16 protein-coding genes are annotated in these 20,725 nt (G+C 46.2%); 10 read left to right on the top strand and 6 right to left on the bottom strand.

Going from position 1 to position 20,725, the window contains the following annotated elements; genetic code table 11:
- Window positions 1-30 precede the first annotated feature (30 nt).
- Window positions 31-909 carry a type II secretion system protein GspC gene (gspC, locus tag RH88_RS13485; protein WP_005596900.1) on the bottom strand — a complete coding sequence of 293 codons (879 nt, stop codon included), beginning with the start codon at window positions 907-909 and terminating at the stop codon, window positions 31-33.
- Window positions 910-1,143: 234 nt separating this feature from the next.
- Here gspC and hslR point away from each other — a divergent pair, with 234 nt between their 5' ends.
- From hslR to RH88_RS13465, 4 genes are all read left to right on the top strand, one after another.
- Window positions 1,144-1,530, top strand: a complete 387-nt coding sequence (gene hslR, locus RH88_RS13480) for a ribosome-associated heat shock protein Hsp15 (RefSeq protein WP_005596898.1) — start codon at window positions 1,144-1,146, stop codon at window positions 1,528-1,530.
- 29 nt (window positions 1,531-1,559) lie between these two features.
- On the top strand, window positions 1,560-2,435 hold the full coding sequence (gene hslO, locus RH88_RS13475) for an Hsp33 family molecular chaperone HslO (RefSeq protein ID WP_086027406.1): 876 nt from the start codon (window positions 1,560-1,562) through the stop codon (window positions 2,433-2,435).
- Between the two features lie 336 nt (window positions 2,436-2,771).
- Window positions 2,772-4,400, top strand: coding sequence for a phosphoenolpyruvate carboxykinase (ATP) (pckA, locus tag RH88_RS13470; RefSeq protein WP_005596894.1), 1,629 nt, complete (start codon window positions 2,772-2,774; stop codon window positions 4,398-4,400).
- Between the two features lie 111 nt (window positions 4,401-4,511).
- On the top strand, window positions 4,512-6,431 hold the full coding sequence (locus RH88_RS13465; RefSeq protein ID WP_005596892.1) for an AsmA family protein: 1,920 nt from the start codon (window positions 4,512-4,514) through the stop codon (window positions 6,429-6,431).
- On the opposite strand, the gene RH88_RS13460 is transcribed toward RH88_RS13465, so the two are convergent.
- The 3 genes from RH88_RS13460 to RH88_RS13450 form a co-directional block, all read right to left on the bottom strand.
- Window positions 6,395-7,324 carry a bifunctional GNAT family N-acetyltransferase/hotdog fold thioesterase gene (locus RH88_RS13460; RefSeq protein WP_005596890.1) on the bottom strand — a complete coding sequence of 310 codons (930 nt, stop codon included), beginning with the start codon at window positions 7,322-7,324 and terminating at the stop codon, window positions 6,395-6,397. The genes RH88_RS13465 and RH88_RS13460 overlap by 37 nt on opposite strands.
- Before the next feature lie 109 nt (window positions 7,325-7,433).
- Entirely contained in the window at window positions 7,434-7,868 is a 435-nt protein-coding gene (dtd, locus tag RH88_RS13455; protein ID WP_005596889.1) for a D-aminoacyl-tRNA deacylase, read from the bottom strand.
- Entirely contained in the window at window positions 7,840-8,751 is a 912-nt protein-coding gene (locus RH88_RS13450; protein WP_005596887.1) for a virulence factor BrkB family protein, read from the bottom strand. Before RH88_RS13450 ends, dtd begins: the two co-directional genes overlap by 29 nt.
- A gap of 86 nt (window positions 8,752-8,837) precedes the next feature.
- Between RH88_RS13450 and RH88_RS13445 the strand changes: the two genes are divergently transcribed.
- Window positions 8,838-9,479 (top strand): DUF2959 domain-containing protein, encoded by a 642-nt coding sequence (locus RH88_RS13445; RefSeq protein ID WP_005596885.1) that lies wholly within the window; start codon window positions 8,838-8,840, stop codon window positions 9,477-9,479.
- Between the two features lie 3 nt (window positions 9,480-9,482).
- Here the strand turns inward: RH88_RS13445 and RH88_RS13440 are convergent, their stop codons facing one another.
- Both RH88_RS13440 and typA read right to left on the bottom strand, forming a co-directional pair.
- Window positions 9,483-10,022 carry an AAA family ATPase gene (locus RH88_RS13440; RefSeq protein WP_005596884.1) on the bottom strand — a complete coding sequence of 180 codons (540 nt, stop codon included), beginning with the start codon at window positions 10,020-10,022 and terminating at the stop codon, window positions 9,483-9,485.
- 135 nt (window positions 10,023-10,157) lie between these two features.
- On the bottom strand, window positions 10,158-11,990 hold the full coding sequence (gene typA / locus RH88_RS13435) for a translational GTPase TypA (protein WP_005596882.1): 1,833 nt from the start codon (window positions 11,988-11,990) through the stop codon (window positions 10,158-10,160).
- Window positions 11,991-12,563: 573 nt separating this feature from the next.
- Here typA and glnA point away from each other — a divergent pair.
- The 5 genes from glnA to add all read left to right on the top strand — a co-directional run bounded on the left by glnA (window position 12,564) and on the right by add (window position 20,606).
- Window positions 12,564-13,973, top strand: a complete 1,410-nt coding sequence (gene glnA / locus RH88_RS13430; RefSeq protein WP_005596880.1) for a glutamate--ammonia ligase — start codon at window positions 12,564-12,566, stop codon at window positions 13,971-13,973.
- A 337-nt stretch (window positions 13,974-14,310) separates the two neighbouring features.
- On the top strand, window positions 14,311-15,360 hold the full coding sequence (gene glnL, locus RH88_RS13425; RefSeq protein WP_005596878.1) for a nitrogen regulation protein NR(II): 1,050 nt from the start codon (window positions 14,311-14,313) through the stop codon (window positions 15,358-15,360).
- 39 nt (window positions 15,361-15,399) lie between these two features.
- Window positions 15,400-16,803 (top strand): nitrogen regulation protein NR(I), encoded by a 1,404-nt coding sequence (gene glnG, locus RH88_RS13420; protein ID WP_005596877.1) that lies wholly within the window; start codon window positions 15,400-15,402, stop codon window positions 16,801-16,803.
- A gap of 165 nt (window positions 16,804-16,968) precedes the next feature.
- The gene (gepA, locus tag RH88_RS13415) at window positions 16,969-19,503 is read left to right on the top strand and encodes a phosphodiesterase GepA (RefSeq protein ID WP_005596876.1); all 2,535 of its coding nucleotides are present in this window, start codon (window positions 16,969-16,971) and stop codon (window positions 19,501-19,503) included.
- A gap of 98 nt (window positions 19,504-19,601) precedes the next feature.
- Complete coding sequence (gene add / locus RH88_RS13410; protein WP_005596874.1) at window positions 19,602-20,606, top strand: adenosine deaminase; 1,005 nt, start codon at window positions 19,602-19,604, stop codon at window positions 20,604-20,606.
- The last annotated feature ends 119 nt before the right edge of the window (window positions 20,607-20,725 follow it).

Genomic DNA, 20,725 nt, shown 5'->3' with positions numbered 1-20,725 from the left:
CTCCTCAAAGGATAATTTTTTCTGCGCGTTTTATAATTCAATGTAGATATCGTATGGCTGGCCATTACGCTCTACCGTTAAATTCAATTCGGTTAACTCCGACAGACGGCTGAATATTTCACCCATCGCTGCGGCATTACGTAAATCTTGTCCATTTAAGTGGGTGGCAACATCGCCATTTTTTAATCCCACCGAGTCAAACAACTCGCGGCTTTTACCGGCACTTAAACGATAGCCCACAACCTCGCCATCCTGCTTCATTTGCGACATGCGAACGTATTGGAAAATTTGTTTTGGATCTTTGGTGATTTCGGCGCGAATTTGTTCCAGCTTATCTTTGGTATTGGCGCTTAAGGCAGGGGATGATTGCGCCGCGCGTTGCACCGGCTTGGAGTACTTAATTCCTTCGAGCATCACGGTTTCATTACGGCCAGAGTTATCAACAATAATGCGATCGGCTTGTACTTGCACAACCTTCGCCTGTGTCCCCACAATCACTTCGTTAATACCATAAGTGGCTTGCTTGCCACCCTTGGCGACGACCGCCAAGCTTTTTCCCGCATCACTACTGGTCACGACACCCACCAAGACCACATTCAAACGGCTCTTCGGCGCATCTTCTAGTTTAGGCTTGGCAACAGGAGCGACGACATCGGCTTGATAGCGACCAAACAAATGGCTGTTTTGTAATGTTGATAAATCAAGGCGAGCTTGCTGACTACCAGCAGGCATATTGCGACTGGATGGCTGCCACGTGACGACATCCACTTGTTGATACGGAAACCAGATCAATTTCCCGGCAACCCAAGCCGCCGAGAGCAAAAGAATGACGGTAACCCAAGCGCTAATCACCGCTTGATTGGCTACGAGCTTTTGCAAAGAGGGAGAACGAAAGCTGAACGGCTTCACTGCATTTCCTTGATGATGATTGATCCATATCGACACTCTGTAGCGATATAAACATGAATAAAAAGATGTATATAACCCACGACTGTTAATTCTAACAAACTATATTATGGCTCTATATAAAAATGTTCCGTCGCCACCCCTTTAAAGTCTATTTTCTAACCTTACCTTGAAAAGTGCGCACAACATCACCATTGTTAGGGCGATAGTTAACCTAGTTAGAGGGTAAAGAGTGCAATGGGTTCCCCAATAGACACGGTAAGATTGGATAAATGGCTTTGGGCTGCGCGCTTTTACAAAACGCGTTCCATCGCACGAGATATGGTCGATGGTGGCAAAGTTCACTATAATGGACAACGCAGCAAACCAAGTAAGAATGTAGAACTTGGTGCGGTGCTCACTTTACGTCAAGCCAACGAAGAAAAAACGATCATTATCGAAAAGATCTCTGGCCAACGTCGTGGCGCGCCAGAAGCGCAAACTCTTTACTCTGAGACGACGGAAAGCATAGCAAAACGTGAAGAATATGCACGCCAGCGTAAACTGAACGCTCATAATCCTAGCCCTGAACGCCGCCCTGATAAAAAGCAGCGCCGCGATATCATTAAGTTTAAACATCAATAAGCCGGACTGTCCTAATGACTGATACTGTAATCACAAACAACGTTTTAAATCGCTACCTATTTGAAGATCTATCAGTACGTGGCGAAATGGTGCAACTGGATGAAGCATACCAACAAATTATCGCAAGCAAGGAATACCCGGTTGCACTGCAAAAACTGCTGGGTGAGCTGCTGGTATCAACCACACTTTTAACCGCAACGTTGAAATTTGAAGGTTCGATTACCATTCAACTACAAGGTGACGGCCCGGTATCTCTTGCGGTTATCAACGGCGATCACGATCAAAAGATCCGTGGTGTTGCGCGCTGGGAAGGTGACATTGCTGATAATGCCACACTGCATGAGATGATGGGTAAAGGTTACCTAGTGATCACCATTGAGCCGAAAAAAGGCGAACGCTACCAAGGCGTGGTTGGTCTAGAAGGTGAAAACCTAACGCAAGTGATTGAAAACTACTTTGCGAACTCAGAACAACTTAAAACTCGCTTGTGGATTCGTACTGGCGAATTAAACGGTAAAGCACATGCTGCTGGTATGTTGATTCAAATCATGCCAGATGGCACCGGTTCAGCAGAAGACTTTGAACACCTAGAGCAGCTAACCAACACAGTAAAAGATGAAGAGCTATTTGGCCTAGAAGCGCAAGAGCTACTTTACCGCCTTTACAACCAAGATAAAGTTCGCCTATTTGAACCTCAACCAGTGGTATTCCACTGTGGCTGTTCACGTGAGCGTAGTGGTGCGGCGATTATTACCGTCGATCGTACTGAAATTAATGACATTTTGGCAGAGGAAGGATCGGTTTCTTTACATTGTGATTACTGCGGTACAACATATTCATTTAATGAATCTGAAGTAGAAGAACTGTTTATCAACGCACAGAGCGGTGATAAAACTGTGCATTAATTTGCACAACTTAACAAGCACGTAAAATCCCGCACAAGCCAGCATCTCGCTGGCTTTTTTTGTGACCTAAACCCAATAATAACGGGTGGTTATACAACAGTACGCTGTACTTAATTTCTGTATATTATTAATCCATTTGATCTAGCGCAAACCTTTGCCTCCGCGATAAAATATCACTAGCAATATGTGACGGGTTACCTAAAACCACGTAAAAATCATGGTTAATATTTGAGCTACATCCCTGTTTTATCCCAGCCTCGTTGCTAGCATGGTTAACAGACAAAAATAAAACATTATTACAAAATCCCTACAAAAAACTTCCCACAAGGAGCACCTATGACCGTTATGGAACATACAAAGGCTGCAACAATTGATCTAACCAAGCATGGGCTTCATGACGTAAAAGAGGTTGTACGCAACCCAAGTTACGAAATGTTGTTCGAAGAAGAAACGCGTGCTGATCTAGAAGGCTACGAACGTGGAGTAGTCACTGAACTTGGCGCCGTCGCTGTCGACACTGGTATTTTCACCGGTCGCTCCCCAAAAGATAAATATATCGTTAAAGATGCCACTACAGAGGAACATATGTGGTGGACGTCAGACGCGGTTAAAAACGATAACAAACCAATCAACCAAGCGGTTTGGAATGAGCTGAAGCAATTGGTAACTAACCAGCTGTCAGGTAAGCGTTTATTTGTGATTGATGGCTACTGTGGTGCGAACCCAGATACCCGTCTGAGCATTCGTGTTATCACTGAAGTGGCGTGGCAAGCGCACTTTGTGAAAAACATGTTCTTGCGCCCAACAGAAGAAGAGTTGGCATCGTTTGAACCGGATTTTGTGGTAATGAACGGCGCGAAGTGCACCAACCAGAAATGGGAAGAGCACGGTCTTAACTCTGAAAACTTCACCGTATTTAACCTAACTGAGCGCACTCAGTTGATTGGTGGTACTTGGTACGGCGGCGAAATGAAGAAAGGCATGTTCGCCATGATGAACTACTTCCTGCCTTTGAAAGATATCGCTTCAATGCACTGTAGTGCCAACATGGGTGAAGACGGTGATGTTGCAGTATTCTTTGGTCTATCAGGTACTGGTAAAACGACTCTATCAACGGATCCTAAGCGCGCACTGATTGGTGATGATGAGCATGGTTGGGATGATGACGGCGTGTTCAACTTTGAAGGCGGCTGTTACGCGAAAACCATCAAACTATCGAAAGAAGCAGAGCCTGATATCTATAATGCGATTCGTCGCGATGCGCTACTGGAAAACGTTACAGTACGTGGCGATGGCTCAATCAACTTTGATGATGGTTCAAAAACCGAAAACACACGTGTTTCTTACCCGATTCATCATATCGACAACATCGTTAAACCAGTATCAAAAGGTGGCCATGCCAATAAGGTGATCTTCCTATCTGCTGATGCATTTGGGGTGCTACCGCCAGTGTCTAAATTGACACCAGAGCAAACTAAGTACCACTTCCTATCTGGCTTTACTGCCAAGCTAGCGGGTACTGAGCGTGGCATTACAGAGCCAACACCAACGTTCTCAGCTTGTTTTGGCGCTGCGTTCCTAACGCTTCACCCAACCAAGTATGCAGAAGTGCTAGTAAAACGTATGGAAGCGGCAGGCGCAGAAGCCTACCTAGTGAACACTGGTTGGAATGGTTCTGGTAAACGTATTTCTATCCAAGATACGCGTGGCATCATTGATGCGATTTTGGATGGTTCGATTGAAAATGCGAAAACCACTCATATTCCAATCTTCAACCTTGAAGTTCCGACATCTCTGCCAGGTGTTGATCCAGCGATCCTTGATCCGCGTGATACCTATGTTGACCCGCTACAATGGGAAAGCAAAGCACACGATCTTGCCCAGCGCTTTATCAACAACTTTGATAAATACACCGACAATGCAGAAGGTAAAGCACTCGTCGCCGCTGGCCCACAGCTAGATTAGTGACGTTTGCTTAAATATCCGCTATTAGCCCCTCAATGAGGGGCTTTTTTGTTGCAGAGCGCCTAGTTTGCCGACAGAATCATAACTCACCCTCATTATGGATTGGGCCTTGTGAAAAAACGACTTAGCTACCTATTGCTTGCTGTGCTGCTGCTTATTTCTCTTTCCATTGCCATTTTCTATGCCGTGATGCGCAGCCACTATGCAACGCAGGTCGTCAATCAAGCCTTAGCGCAGTTTTCAACCCAACCCATGCAGGTTGAACAAGCCGAATTTACCCCGCCATTGCAGCTCACTTTACACGGTCTTACCATTGGGGAAGATGCACCGCTCTATTTACCTAAAGTGGCATTGTGGTTGCACCCGTCGTTACCAACCGAGCAAACATGGCGCTTTGATGCGATCGTGATTGAGCAGGCCAATCTCAACCTCTCTCAACCCGCTTGGGTGACGCTACGCCAATTTGAAATCGCTCAACTCGCCTTTAAACAGAGTGAGTTAGTCGCGGAAGATTGGTCAGCACGCGGCGTCAATCTGCAGATCGACCAGCCAACTTGGCAAGATGAGCAGCAAGTGCTGCCTTATGGTGATATGCAGTTTTCTGCCGATCAGCTTTATGTCGCAGGTCATGCTCTCGATAATCTCCTAATCGATGCCCGTTACCAAGCCGAAAATAGCACGGTGTATGGCGCTTCCTTCAACTGGAATGGTGCGCAGATTTCCGGCCAAGCAGAACAATACCCGCAAGGCTGGTCGCTGATCAATGTCACTATCGACAAGCTTAATCTTGATGATAAGCAGCCCATTGATAGCTGGTTACAGCAATTGGATAAAACCGGTTGGATACGCGATATCAATAGCCTTGATGTCTTGAAGAGCAACCTCACCTATCAAGGCGTGCGCGTAGTAAACCTCGATCTGTCGGCCGAAAACATCACGCCAAATCAGTCGCTTTGGCAGCAAGACAACGGCTATCTTTCTTTTGATGCTGACTCGGTTAACTATCAGAATCAGCAATGGGTCGAGCCAAGTACAACGTTCTATTTCACCCCAAACCAAATCAAAGTGGCGGAATTAGATAGTGACTGGCACCAAGGCCGCTTGCAGTTACAGGGCGTGTTTACTCCTGAGTCAGTGCACCTTAAGCAACTGTCGTTATCTGGGGTTAAATGGTTAGAAGAGGCCCAGTACGATCTCGCTAACGCATGGCATTGGAGCCAATCAGTGCAAAACCTGGCGATTGATAAGCTCGACATCAATAACCTCCAAATTATCCAGCTCAATCAAAAACCATTTTGGCAGATTTCAGGTCTCAACATCGATGGTAGCGATTTAGTGGTTAAGCAGCATGGGGAATTAGGCTTATGGCAAGGTGAGCTTAGTGCCAGCGCCAACAGTGCCAGTATCGACAAGCACCTCACTACCCAAGCAACGATTGAAATGAATGCTAAGCAGAACAAATGGCATCTAACGCGTCTATTTGTGCCTCTGGACCAAGGCTATATTGAAGCGGAAGGGGTATGGAATAGAGCCGAACTCAGTGCACCATGGCAGCTTAATGCCACCATGGATGGCTTACCGTTAGATAGCCAAATAGAAACCCATCAATTACCGATTAACATCCGCGCGCTTGCCGAGGTGCACATGGAACTGTCGGGCCTTGCGGGCGATTATTCGATGCTAGCACACTCGTTGAGCGGCACGGTATCGGCGGCATTACGCCAAGGCTATCTCAATGTTGGTGAACATGGTGAGCAAAGCTTACTAGAACAGAACTTTGAGCTAGATAACCTCTCAATCGATGCTGATCGCGGCAGAATCACCCTACAATCGCCACCACTAATGCAAGGAATACAAGTGGCTGGCAATATCGACCTCACTCAACCGTCGCTGGCGACACTGCTATTACACAGCCAGACCCAATGCCAAACATTGCAATGGGATATCGCCGCGAAGATTTATCAGTTGCGAGAGACTTGCCAGGCAGAGCCAACTCAAACATCTAATCTTGAATCGAGCACCGACTTGTAATTCGGCAATAGCATGTACGTACCGATAAACTCGACGGCGGCCGTTTTTCCGCTGTAAATCGTCACATGAATGACAATGCGCGCTTTACGGCCACTGGCTAAACGGTCTAAATCGCCACTGATGCCATCTAATGAAGTTTGTGCAACCGGATTTTGCTCGACCGGGTGACGATAGCGAATTCGACTGTCTGCCAGAACAATATCACCATGCAGACTGCGCTCTTTGAGGAGTAACCATGCCATACCCCAACCCGTTAAGGTTGCGAGCGTAAAAGCCGAACCAGCAAAGAGAGTGTTGTGAGGATTAAGGTTGGGATTGAGTTGCGCGCTACATTCAAACTGATAACCCGTGTACTGGTTTATCTTAATGCCCATTTTGTCACTGATCGGGATATGGTGTGCCCAGCGTTCTTGCAGATCAGTGCACCACTCTGGCTTGCGCAGTACATTAGCCATCGGATCAAGTGGCTTTACCATTTGTAAATGGCGTGTCGGCCCGCGTTCATCAGAGAGATCGCCGCGACGTTCAAAGCCATTGCGCTCATAAAAATCGATCGCCTCTTCCCGAGCATTACACACCAAGCGCTTCACGCCATCTTGGCGAGCAAGAGATTCAAGTGCCACCAGCAATAGTGAGCCCATGCCTTTGCTACGGCGATTACTTTTCACCGCCATGTAGCGGATCTGCCCTTCGTGGTCGGGCGTCACATACAAGCGACCAATCGCCATTGGGCGGCCTCGCCCATCAACGATCATGCGATGATGACTCATCGCATCAAACTCATCGCGCTCTGAGCCTGCTGGCATACGCCAAGGCTCACGCAGCATTTGCCAGCGAAAGTGGTAATACTTTTTAAGTTGATTGTCGGTATTTGGCGTAATCAGCTTAAACATAAAATTCCTTTTTCATTGCCGCTCACTCTCCGGTGAGCCTGCCAATTAAGTGCTTATGTCGCGCTTATGGCGGTAAATTAATACGGTGTGTACCGCAGCAGCAAACCTGCTAGACCTGCAGCCAAAACGTCACTGGGCCATCATTGACCAAAGAGACTTTCATATCCGCAGCGAAGCGGCCACGCTCCGTCGGCAGAACCATTGCACACTGATCGGCGAAGTAGTCATATAGGCGTTCAGCATCAACCGGATGGGCACCACGAGAGAAACCCGCACGTGTCCCTTTGTTGGTGTCAGCTGGCAGAGTAAACTGAGAAACCACCAACACTTTACCTTCCACTTGTTTAACGTTGAGGTTCATCTTGCCTTCTTCATCGCCAAATACGCGGTAAGTGGTGACACGCTCCATCAAACGCTTTGCTTTGGCTTCATCATCGTCTTTCTCGACGCCAAGCAAGACTAATAACCCATGTTCAATTTCACCCACAACGTCGCCATCAACACGCACCGTTGCTTCACTCACTCGTTGAATTAGAGCTATCACTCTGACTTCCTTCTGGTTTACTACTTAGGTATTTTCCGCTTGAGTGTACCACGCTTGTCTCGTCACTCCACTGTTCCTGCTCGCCTAATGCCGCAGTAACTTCCGCCCCCACTAATACAATCAACCAACACAAATAGACCCAGATAAACAGGATCGGAATCGCTGCCAATGCGCCGTAAATCACTTGATAGGATGGAAACTGAGTGATGTAGGCAGCAAAGCCTTTTTTACTCAGTTCAAACAACAGTGCCGCCACAAGTGCCCCTATCATGGCATGGGAAAGTTTCACTTTTTTGTTCGGCACCACCATGTAGAGACTGACAAACGCAAGGAAGGATAAAATCAGCGGTAGCCAGCGTAAAAACTCATCATACGCGCTGGATAAAACATGACTCTCCAAGACACGTAATGAGGTGACATACGAGCTCACCGCAATGCTCGCACCAACGAGAATCGGCCCCAAGGTAAGGAACATCCAGTACATTGAAAAAGAGAACACCACGCGGCGCTTTTTGGTCACTCGCCAAATGTAGTTGAGGTTGTTATCAATATTTGAAATCAGCATCACAGCGGCGACAAACAAGAAAGCACCACCGACCGCGGTCATCTTGCCGGTATTGCTAATGAATTCCAGTAACGCGTTTTTCACCACATCGCCCGCCGTTGGAACGAAATGGGTAATAACAAAATCCTGAATGGTGTTGCCGACATCGGCGAAAATTGAGAAAGAAGACAATACAGAAAGTAATACTGTCAGCATTGGCACAATGGAAAGCAAGGTAATGTAGGCCAAATAGCCCGCATTGACATTAATTCGATCGTGCAACATACGCGCTAGGAGGTAACGCGCAAATTGAATACACTGTTGAATGAAGGGGGTCATTTTCAACTTGTATCTCCCTATCATCTGATTCATCCTAATTCTGTTATTGCTCAATTTTATTATTAATCGCTTAAAGGGACGCTACGATGCCTTATCTGATTGCTTTGCTGGTTGCACTGACGACCTTGACTGGATGCCAATCCACCTATTATGCGGCGATGGAACAAGTCGGCGTACATAAACGCGATATCATGGTCGATCGCGTCGAAGACGCTAAGCTCTCACAACAAGAAGCACAACAAGAGTTTACCAGCGCACTGGATGCACTGTCAGCCCTAACCCAGTTTGATGGTGGTGAGCTAGAGGCCGTTTACAATCAAATCAATGATAAATATGAAGCCAGTGAAGACGCCGCGCAAGAAGTAAGTGATCGAATTGCGGCGATTGAAGATGTCTCAGCTGCACTCTTTAGCGAGTGGGAACAAGAACTCGATCTCTACACCAATGCTTCTCTACGTCGCTCTAGTGAACAAAAGCTACGTGAGACACGTACATCCTACAATACTATGATTAAGGCGATGCAGCGTGCTGAGCAGCGTATGACACCGGTTCTCAATGCCCTACGCGACAATACCTTATTCTTAAAACATAACCTCAATGCCAGCGCGATTGGTTCCTTGCAAGGTGAGTTTGTCAGTCTCGAAAAAGAAATTGAACAAGCGATTAAACAAATGAACCAAGCGATCACCGAATCCGATAAATTCCTCAATAAGCTACAAGCGAAATAAGCGCTATTCAGTGACAATCGAGAGTGCCAGTGCGCTCTCGATGAACCTCACTCGCTCATCCAACGTCCCCCAAGGCACTTCCACTACCTGATAACCTAGTTGCTGATATATTGCCACCAGTGAGTCATGAATCGCTAATGCCCCATCAAATGGATACGGGCGAACGTCATCTTGCACATAGATCGCTTGGTGCGGACGACAGAAAAATACCTGCGCATGATAGCCTGCACTCGCCTGACGATAACGCGCATCAATCTCTAACTCTGCTTGCGCTAAATAACCACAAATATCGGGAATAGCTCGATCCAAAAACGCCACTTCCTGCAAACTTGCTTGCTGCTTTTGCTCGCCCATGCTGTCTAAACACAACGCGGCAAAACCGGGCAAGTCATGCCAAGGTAAGATGCCATTCTCTAATTGCGCTTGCTGCTCGATTAACGTGCGAGAAACTTCCGAGAAAGTCGCATAGCCTTTACTTGCCAAGGCATTAATTAAGCTGGTTTTCCCTGCACCCGGGCCACCGGTAATAATGATCGGTAACATCTCAATTCCTGAATTTTAAGACCAAACTAATCTGGCTGCTGTCGCGAGCCAAAGCGTGCTTTCACTTGCGATATGACAGCTATAAAAAAGGCCCTGATATTATCAGAGCCTTTGATTTAATCGACTAGCGACTAATTATTTTGGTGCACGACCTGCGCGTTTACGATCGTTTTCAGTCAGGTGACGTTTACGAATACGAATGCTTTCAGGTGTTACTTCTACTAGTTCATCTTCATCGATAAACTCAAGAGCTTGCTCTAGCGTGTATTTGATTGCTGGAGAAAGAACTTGCGCTTCATCTGTACCAGATGCACGAACGTTGGTTAGCTGCTTACCTTTTAGACAGTTTACAGTCAGGTCGTTTGAACGGTTGTGGATACCGATAACTTGACCTTCGTATACTTCGTCAGCGTGCTCTGTAAATAAACGACCACGATCTTGTAGGTTGAACAGTGCGTAAGTCAGTGCTTTACCTGTTGCGTTTGAAATTAGTACGCCGTTGTTACGCATACCGATTACGCCACCTTTGTGTGGACCGTAGTGATCAAACGTATGGTAAAGAAGACCAGAACCAGAAGTTAGCGTCATGAATTCAGTTTGGAAACCGATTAGACCACGTGAAGGCATCATAAAGTCCATGCGAACACGGCCTTTACCATCTGGAGCCATATCTGTTAGCTCACCTTTACGTAGACCGATTTTCTCCATGATGCCGCCTTGATGCTCTTCCATAACATCAATCGTTACCACTTCAAATGGTTCAGACAGATCGCCGTTCTCATCTTTCTTGATGATTACTTCTGGACGAGATACTGCTAGCTCGAAACCTTCACGACGCATGTTTTCGATCAGGATAGATAGGTGAAGCTCACCACGGCCTGATACGCGGAAACGGTCTGGGTTGTCAGTTTCTTCAACACGTAGTGCAACGTTGTGTACTAGTTCTTTTTGCAGACGCTCAAGAATGTTACGTGACGTTACGAACTTACCTTCTTTACCCGCGAACGGAGAAGTGTTTACTTGGAATGTCATCGTTACTGTTGGTTCATCAACAGAAAGCGGAGTCATTGCTTCAACCGCGTTTTGGTCACAGATAGTGTCTGAAATCTTCAGCTCACCAAGACCTGTGATTGCGATGATGTCGCCCGCGTTCGCTTGCTCGATCTCGTGACGGTTAAGACCTAGGTAGCCCATTACTGTGCCAACTTTGCCGTTACGTTTGCTGCCATCAGCACCAACGATAGTGACTTGTTGGTTTGCACGAACGCTACCACGAGTAACACGAGCAACACCGATAACACCTACGTATGAGCTGTAATCTAGCTGAGAGATTTGCATCTGTAGTGGACCATCAAGGTCAACGTTTGGCGCGTCAACAGTATCAACTACTGCTTGGAACAATGGTTCCATGTTCTCGCCAGTTTCGCCTTCTTCAAGCGTTGCCCAGCCGTTTAGTGCTGATGCGTAAACGACTTGGAAGTCTAGCTGTTCGTCAGTTGCGCCTAGGTTGTCGAATAGGTCGAACACTTGGTCCATTACCCACTCAGGACGTGCGCCTGGACGGTCAATCTTGTTGATTACAACGATTGGCTTAAGACCGTGAGCAAATGCTTTTTGCGTTACGAAACGAGTTTGAGGCATTGGGCCATCAACTGCGTCTACGATAAGCAATACAGAGTCAACCATTGACATGATACGCTCAACTTCACCACCGAAGTCCGCGTGTCCCGGAGTATCTACGATGTTGATGCGGTAGTCGTTCCAGTTGATTGCTGTGTTCTTAGCAAGAATGGTAATACCACGTTCTTTTTCGATGTCGTTCGAGTCCATGACACGCTCTTCAGCTTCGCCACGAGACTCCAAGGTACCTGATTGCTGTAGCAGTTTATCAACCAGTGTTGTTTTACCGTGGTCAACGTGCGCGATGATCGCGATATTTCTCAATTTATCAATCTGTGTAGTAGCCATGGATTATGATTCACTTATAAAAGAAATGACCCTCAGCGGATATAATTCAGCCAAGCATCACTTATTTGATTAAAAAAACGTCCGTAATGTACCAGATTTTAGCGAAAAACCTAGAAATATGTGATCCATCCCCGAGGTTTTCGACAATATTAGGCGTTTTAAGCAGCTAACTTTTTACTCAACTCGCCGCAACACCCTAAGCATAGTCAACAATCTCGGCGTCTTGGGCGAAATTATTGACGAAATAATGGAAATCGCTCTCCAGTTTAATCGTAAAATCGTTGACATCTTGTGCAAACGGCGGCTGAATGGAATCGCCTTTTTTGCTGCATTATTGTGCACCACACTTTTATTGCACCAATGCAGTGCAATCGCAAACCAAAGTGGTGCAACAAAATAGCGCAAATACAAGGTAAATCACATAATGCATTGAAATTAATGGATTAATTTTTTTGGCACGAATTTGGCTTAGTATAAATCAGCATCGATTAATTAACTCTATTCAAGATTAATCAATGCTAGATTACCCAAATCGAGCTAATACCGCTTTAATAACACTGGAGGTTATCCAAGATGTCAGTTGAAAACGTTCTATCGCTGATCCAAGAAAACGAAGTTAAGTTTGTTGACCTACGCTTTACTGATACAAAAGGTAAAGAGCAACACATCTCTATCCCTTCTCACCAAGTCGATGCAGACTTCTTTGAAGACGGTAAGATGTTTGATGGTTCTTCAGTTGCTGGCTGGAAAGGCATTAACGAATCAGACATGGTGATGATGCCTGACGCAACATCAGCTGTTCTTGACCCGTTCACAGAAGATGCAACGCTAAACATCCGTTGTGACATCCTTGAACCTGCAACAATGCAAGGTTACGACCGTGACCCTCGCTCTATCGCAAAACGCGCTGAAGATTACATGCGTGCAACGGGTCTAGCTGACACAGTTCTTGTTGGTCCAGAGCCAGAATTCTTCCTATTTGACGATGTTAAATACTCAAATGACATGTCTGGTTCTTTCTTTAAGATCGATGACGTGGAAGCAGCATGGAACACGGGTTCAGATTTCGAAGGCGGTAACAAAGGTCACCGTCCAGGCGTTAAAGGCGGTTACTTCCCAGTAGCACCAGTTGACTCTTCACAAGACATCCGTTCTGCAATGTGTCTAATCATGGAAGAGATGGGCCTTGTTGTTGAAGCTCACCACCACGAAGTAGCGACTGCGGGTCAAAACGAAATCGCTACTCGCTTCAACACGCTAACAACTAAAGCCGATGAGATCCAAATCTACAAGTACGTGGTACACAACGTAGCACACGCATTTGGCAAGACAGCGACATTCATGCCTAAGCCACTGGTTGGTGACAACGGTAGCGGCATGCACGTTCACATGTCTCTAAACAAAGATGGTCAAAACCTGTTTGCTGGTGACAAGTACGGCGGCCTATCTGAGATGGCTCTGAACTTCATCGGTGGTATCATCAAACACGCTCGTGCAATCAACGCATTTGCTAACCCATCAACGAACTCATACAAGCGTCTAGTCCCAGGCTATGAAGCACCAGTTATGCTTGCATACTCTGCACGTAACCGTTCTGCTTCTATCCGTATCCCAGTGGTACCAAGCCCGAAAGCGCGTCGTATCGAAGCTCGCTTCCCAGATCCAGCAGCAAACCCATACCTAGCGTTTGCTTGTCTACTAATGGCTGGTCTTGACGGTATCAAGAACAAGATCCACCCAGGCGAAGCGATGGATAAAGACTTGTACGACCTACCAGCAGAAGAAGCAGCTGAGATTCCAAAAGTAGCAGAATCACTAGAAGTGGCTCTAAAAGCACTAGACGAAGATCGTGAATTCCTGACTTCTGGCGGCGTATTCTCTGATGACTTCATCGATTCTTACATCAAGCTAAAAATGCAAGATGTTGAGAAAGTGAACATGGCAACACACCCACTTGAGTTTGAACTTTACTACTCAGTGTAATTTGTTTGCATCAATACCAAGGCTCGCCTAATGGCGGGCCTTTGTTTTTTCCCGCTTAATGTAAACTCATCCTCCTTCGCAGCAATCCACTAACTTCAAGTCACTGTACTGCATTTCCATCACAGCTTGAGACACGCCAAAGCGGCAAGCAAATTGCATTATCTCTTACTATTACAGAGCCCCTTTAACGCGCGAAACTTCAACAGCAAAAAGCGTGATTTAAAGCGCTCTAAACGGCACTTTCGCTTTCTCTTCAATAGGGAATACGCCATACTTGATTTACCATGCACCACATTGGTGCATTGATGGACCAGTATGATGTGAATGGAGAATATAGGTGAGTCACGATCTCGATACGGTAATACTTAATCATCAAGTCACTGCGATTTTGATCATGGATGAGTCACTGTGTATTCAGTATGCCAATCCGGCTGCCGAACAACTGTTCTCACAAAGTGCCAAACGTCTGATCAATACCGAACTTCAGCAACACATCCAACACGCATCGCTCGAATTGAGCTTGCTCTCTCAACCGCTGCAAAGTGGTCAAAGTATTACCGACAGCGATGTAACGTTTATTGTCGATGGCAAACCTTTAATGCTCGAAGTTACGGTGAGTCCGGTGAGCTGGCAAAAACAGTTATTACTCTTGGTCGAAATGCGCAAAATCGATCAGCAACGCCGTTTATCCCAAGAGATCAACCAACATGCCCAGCAACAAGCGGCAAAATTATTGGTGCGCGGATTGGCCCATGAAATAAAAAACCCGCTCGGCGGACTTCGCGGTGCGGCGCAATTACTCGAAAGGTGCTTACCCGAGCAAAGTTTAAAAGAGTACACCCAGATCATCATCGAGCAAGCCGATCGTCTGCGTTCTCTGGTTGATCGCCTGCTTGGCCCACAGCGGCCTGGGGTTAAAAAAGCCGAAAACCTGCATCTGATTTTGGAAAAGGTACGTCAATTGGTGGCATTGGATGTCGGCAGCCAAATTGTGATTGAGCGCGACTACGATCCCAGCCTGCCTGACATTATGATGGATGTGGAGCAAATCGAGCAGGCATTACTCAACATTGTCAGCAATGCCGGACAGATCCTCAGTAAACAAGAGCTCGGCCAGATCACCATTCGCACCAGAACAGTGCATCAAGCCAATATCCATGGTCAACGCTACAAATTAGCCGCCAGTATTGAGGTGATTGATAACGGTCCCGGCATTCCTGCCGATCTACAAGACACCCTATTTTATCCAATGGTTAGTGGCCGAGAAGGGGGGACAGGTTTAGGCCTCTCGATTTCACAAAATTTGATCGACCAACATAAAGGCAAAATTGACGTGGAAAGCTGGCCAGGTCGTACATGCTTTACCATTTATCTGCCAATTACATAATACATAACGTGACACGCACTGCCGTGAGGAACAAAAAATATGAGCAAAGGATACGTTTGGGTTGTAGATGACGATAGTTCCATTCGCTGGGTGATGGAAAAAACGCTCTCATCGGCCAATATAAAATGTGAAACCTTCGCCGATGCGGAAAGCGTGTTGCTAGCACTGGAGCGGGAAACCCCTGATGTGCTCATTTCCGATATTCGTATGCCCGGAATCAGTGGTATTGAGCTGTTGAATCAAGTCAATGAACGTTCACCAGATTTACCTGTGATCATCATGACGGCGCACTCCGATCTCGATGCTGCGGTCAATGCCTACCAACAAGGCGCGTTTGAATACCTGCCAAAACCGTTCGATGTGGATGAAACTCTTACCTTGGTTGAGCGTGCGATTGCCCACAATCAAGAACAACGCCAACAACAAGCGAAAGCGGATAATCAGCTTCAACCTACTCCAGAAATTATTGGTGAAGCACCCGCAATGCAAGAGGTGTTTCGCGCGATTGGTCGTCTCTCTCGCTCTTCTATTTCGGTGTTAATTAATGGCGAATCCGGTACTGGTAAAGAGTTGGTTGCCCACGCTTTGCATCGCCATAGTCCACGTGCTAAAAGCCCGTTCATTGCCCTTAACATGGCGGCAATTCCCAAGGACTTGATTGAATCGGAACTGTTTGGCCATGAAAAAGGCGCGTTTACCGGCGCAAATAGCGTGCGCCAAGGACGCTTTGAACAAGCCAATGGCGGCACACTGTTCTTAGATGAAATTGGTGATATGCCACTGGATATCCAAACGCGTTTGTTACGCGTATTAGCCGATGGTCAGTTCTACCGTGTTGGTGGAATTTCGCCAATCAAAGTCGATGTTCGTATCGTCGCAGCAACTCACCAAAACCTCGAGAAATTGGTGCAACAAGGCGATTTTCGTGAAGATCTTTTTCACCGCCTCAATGTTATTCGCATTCAAATCCCATCGCTAAGAGAGCGACGCCAAGACATCGAAAAACTCACCCTACACTTTCTGCAACTGGCCTCAGAAGAGCTCAGTGTCGATGTTAAAACCTTACACCCAACGACCGTTGAAACGTTATCCAAACTCGATTGGCCGGGTAACGTGCGTCAACTGGAGAATATCTGTCGTTGGCTTACGGTGATGGCCAGTGGCAGTGAAGTTCTGCCCAACGATCTACCGGCCGAATTAATGGAAGTGAAACCAGCCTTAGCCAACAGCGCGAGTGATAACTGGCAGCAGCAGTTGTCTGATTGGGCTAAAGAAGCACTGGCGAACGGCGATTCAGAATTGCTCAGTTACGCCCTGCCAGAATTTGAACGTATTCTACTAGAAGCGGCATTGGATCATACCAATGGCCACAAACAAGATGCCGCAAAGGTGTTAGGTTGGGGCCGAAATACTCTGACCCGAAAACTCAAAGAGCTGTATTAGCCATGCTTTGAGCCATCAACAAGCAAAAACAATAACTCTCTAACTGAAAAAGATGTTTTTGTTTTTGCTTGTACCGCCATACATCACTGTTCTCAATTAAACACCTCGCTCATATACAGTAAAGAATATATCATTACAGAATGGTATACCTGAATATTTAATCCCATGCCGGCGACCACCCAAATCTCACTTAAAACCGCTGTTATACTGCCTTTTGTATTGATATTTCTCTTTACTATTGGCGTCATCACTGCAGTACAAAATAACAGCTATGAAGATATGGTGTCTGATATCAGCCGCTCACAGCTCAATACACTCAGCGATAACGTAAGACTAGAGCTAGATTCATTCTTAAACCGCCCATTCCAAGCCAGTGTTGCGTTACGCCACACCATTGAATCGAATCAACTTTACAGCAGTGATGATCTGTCAGCGATGCAAAACGTCATGTTTGCAAACTTCCAAGCACTCTACTCTGATATTCCGCAACTGGATAATATTGGCTTTGGCGGCGAAGGGGGTGAGTATGTCGGCCTACGCAAAGAAGATGCCGAGCACTATTCATTGATGCTGCAAGATCACCGTACCGACAACACACTGATCATTTTTAAAGACCATCAACCAAGCAACAACATTCGCTCAGTGATCGCCGATTATGATCCACGAGAGCGCCCTTGGTACACTGCGGTTGCTAACAACCGTCGTACGCACTGGTCATCCATCTATACAAATGCCGATGAACGCCAAGAGATCACCCTCTCCGCGATCAGTCCTGTGTGGTATCAGCAAGCCTTTCAAGGTGTGGTCGTTAGTGACATCAAGCTAGAAACGTTTAATGTCTTTCTGCGCAACCAACAACAAAAAACCGCGGCGATCATCTACCTCTTTGATGAACAGCAGCGCCTTGTGGCGCATTCTGAAGAAGGTAGTATTGTCTCTTGGGGAACCGAACTGAGCCAGCAAGGCCAACGTCTTTTGGCACAAGAAAGTAATAACCCGGTTATCAAAGCCACCGCGCATTATGTAAGTCACCGCACGTTACCTACTGAGGCCAACTACCTGACCAACAATGTATTAGGTGAGCGCTACTTTAAATACATTACCCCTTACCATGACCAATATGGCTTGAAGTGGTACATCGGCGTCGCGATCTCAGAACATGCCTTGCTCGGAACAATGCCTGAAGCACAACAACATAGCTGGATCATCGCCCTTATCATTAGTACATTAGGGATTATTCTGGGTCTTATCACCTTTAACCGTGTCGTGACCCCGATTACTTCTACCGCCACAGCAGCCAAACAGCTTTCCACTGGCGATTGGGATAGCGAATTACCTAAAGCTGGTCATGTTTATGAAACCACAATGCTGGTGCAAGCTTTTAACGAAATGACTGATAACCTCAAAATTTCGTTTCATAAAATCCAATCACAACTGCTGTATGACTCACTGACCAAACTCTACAGCCGCGAAGGCTTAGTCGACACTTGCGATAAGATTGGCCCAATGAATGGCTGTTTGTTGCTTATTGGCATTAATAAATTCCGCGAAATTAATGACAGCATGGGGCATATTCGCGGAGATCAGTTGCTGGTGATTATTGCCGAACGCCTAAAATCTGCTTTTGATGACCATGTACTGATTGCTCGCATTGGCGGTGATGAATTTGCTCTTTATCTTACTGAGCCCCAATCACAAGAAGCGATCTCTCAGGCAATCAGTCGTATTCAACAAATTTTTTCAGCGCCCTATACCATCGAAAAAGAGAGTGTCTTAATTCAAGTTTCACTTGGCATCGTAACGGCGGTTGAATCCGATAATATGACACTCTGGTTGCGTAATGGCAGTATCGCTCTGAGTAATGCTAAACAAGACCAAACCATGTTCAGCCACTACAAGCCTGAAATGGCAGATATTTCACGCAAGCGAACGCAGATGCACGCAAAAATGAAAGAGGCTTTGGAACAAGATGAATTTGTTCCTTTCTACCAACCGATTGTCGACCTGAATACTGGAAAAATAATTGGTGCAGAAGCACTTGCTCGTTGGATATCGCCTACTGAAGGGCTCATTTCGCCACTCGACTTTATTCCCATAGCAGAAGAAAGCGGCTTTATTAGTGCTATTGGTAAACAGATTTTAACTCAAGCATGTAACGACACCGTAAGAGGCATTAAGGAGAGTAAATGGGATGAGAACTTCCATCTGCATGTAAACCTTTCGGTAAATCAACTCTCTCAACATGATTTGATCGCGATGCTCAAACAGATTCTCACTTCATCTGGTCTTGAGGCGAATAACTTAACGCTGGAAATCACCGAGTCGCGCTTGGTCGATAATGATCCCATGACCATTGAAAATATGCAGGCGATTCGCGATCTCGGCATCCATATTGCCATTGATGATTTTGGCACTGGCTATAGCTCTTTAGCTTACTTACACAAACTGCCTTTTGATTGCCTGAAAATCGATAGAATCTTCGTCAACAAACTGAATCAAGAGCAGTTAGACAACTCGATTGTTGCCGCCATCATCAACATGACGCGTGGCATGAAAGTGGAATTAGTCGCCGAAGGCATAGAAACCATCGAACAAGCGGAGCTACTTAAACAACTGCACTGCCCTCAAGGACAAGGATTCCTCTACAGCAGACCCCTTCCGTATGATGAGTGGCCAACAGATTTAGTTAACATGAAGTAAAACTCATCAAAATCAGATGAGTTTTAGCGCTTTCTGGGCTGACACTGATCAATTTGATTCTTATACTTAGCTCAATTTACACCATTGAGATAAGTATAATGATAACTAAGAATTTGCCGCTCACTGATTTGCATCGCCACTTAGATGGCAACATCCGCACTCAAACCATTCTCGAACTGGGTCAGAAGTTTGGTGTAGCGTTGCCTGCGTATGATATTGCAGGCTTAACACCCCATGTACAAATCGTTGAGGCGGAACCTTCGCTTGTCGCTTTCTTATCTAAATTGGATTGGGGCGTAGCGGTTCTCGGTGATCTAGAAGCCTGTCGACGTGTCGCCTACGAAAACGTAGAAGATGCTCTCAATGCACAAATCGATTATGCCGAGCTACGCTTTTCTCCTTACTACATGGCGATGAAACATAACTTGCCAGTGGCTGGCGTTGTTGAAGCGGTTGTCGATGGCGTACAAGCGGGTGTGCGTGATTTTGGTGTTAAGGCTAACCTGATTGGCATCATGAGCCGTACGTTCGGTACAGACGCTTGCCAACAAGAGCTTGATGCCATTCTTTCGCAGAAAGATCATATCGTTGCTGTTGATCTTGCCGGTGATGAACTTGGCCAACCTGGCGATCGTTTTGTTAGCCACTTTACTCAAGTTAAAAATGCCGGTCTTAATGTCACCGTTCATGCTGGTGAAGCCGCTGGCGCAGAAAGTATGTGGCAAGCCATTCGTGAGCTTGGCGCAACGCGTATTGGTCATGGCGTAAAAGCGATTCACGATCCAAAATTAATGGATTACCTAGCGGCTAACCGCATTGGTATTGAATCTTGCTTAACTTCGAACTTCCAAACCAGCACGGTTGAATCACTGGCTCATCACCCAATCAAACAGTTCCTTGATCATGGCGTTTTAGCGTGTCTAAACACCGACGACCCAGCTGTAGAAGGCATCGAGCTGCCGTACGAATATGAAGTGGCTGCACCGCAAGCAGGCCTATCTCAAGCGCAAATTCGTCAAGCACAGATCAACGGTTTAGAGTTGGCATTCTTGTCTGATGCAGAGAAACAAGCACTGCGCGATATGGCAGCCAAACGCGTTTAAGCGATGACATAAATTGAACTTCAAAGCCGGCCTTAGGGTCGGTTTTTTTGTATCTGCACCAATTGAGAATTGAGAATTGAGAATTGAGAATTGAGAATTGAGAATTGAGAATTGAGAAT

Source organism: Vibrio scophthalmi LMG 19158, assembly GCF_000222585.1.
GTDB classification, from domain to species: Bacteria; Pseudomonadota; Gammaproteobacteria; order Enterobacterales; family Vibrionaceae; genus Vibrio; species Vibrio scophthalmi.
This window is presented reverse-complemented; position numbering and strand designations above follow the sequence as displayed.

What these genes read in the sequence shown, in the direction of transcription:
- typA (WP_005596882.1), bottom strand. Translation starts at nt 11,990, where the DNA reads ATGGCTACTACACAGATTGATAAATTGAGAAATATCGCGATCATCGCG.
- glnG (WP_005596877.1), top strand. Translation starts at nt 15,400, where the DNA reads ATGAGCAAAGGATACGTTTGGGTTGTAGATGACGATAGTTCCATTCGC.
- pckA (WP_005596894.1), top strand. Translation starts at nt 2,772, where the DNA reads ATGACCGTTATGGAACATACAAAGGCTGCAACAATTGATCTAACCAAG.
- RH88_RS13445 (WP_005596885.1), top strand. Translation starts at nt 8,838, where the DNA reads ATGCCTTATCTGATTGCTTTGCTGGTTGCACTGACGACCTTGACTGGA.
- glnA (WP_005596880.1), top strand. Translation starts at nt 12,564, where the DNA reads ATGTCAGTTGAAAACGTTCTATCGCTGATCCAAGAAAACGAAGTTAAG.
- gepA (WP_005596876.1), top strand. Translation starts at nt 16,969, where the DNA reads ATGCCGGCGACCACCCAAATCTCACTTAAAACCGCTGTTATACTGCCT.
- RH88_RS13450 (WP_005596887.1), bottom strand. Translation starts at nt 8,751, where the DNA reads ATGACCCCCTTCATTCAACAGTGTATTCAATTTGCGCGTTACCTCCTA.
- RH88_RS13440 (WP_005596884.1), bottom strand. Translation starts at nt 10,022, where the DNA reads ATGTTACCGATCATTATTACCGGTGGCCCGGGTGCAGGGAAAACCAGC.
- hslR (WP_005596898.1), top strand. Translation starts at nt 1,144, where the DNA reads ATGGGTTCCCCAATAGACACGGTAAGATTGGATAAATGGCTTTGGGCT.
- RH88_RS13460 (WP_005596890.1), bottom strand. Translation starts at nt 7,324, where the DNA reads ATGTTTAAGCTGATTACGCCAAATACCGACAATCAACTTAAAAAGTAT.
- add (WP_005596874.1), top strand. Translation starts at nt 19,602, where the DNA reads ATGATAACTAAGAATTTGCCGCTCACTGATTTGCATCGCCACTTAGAT.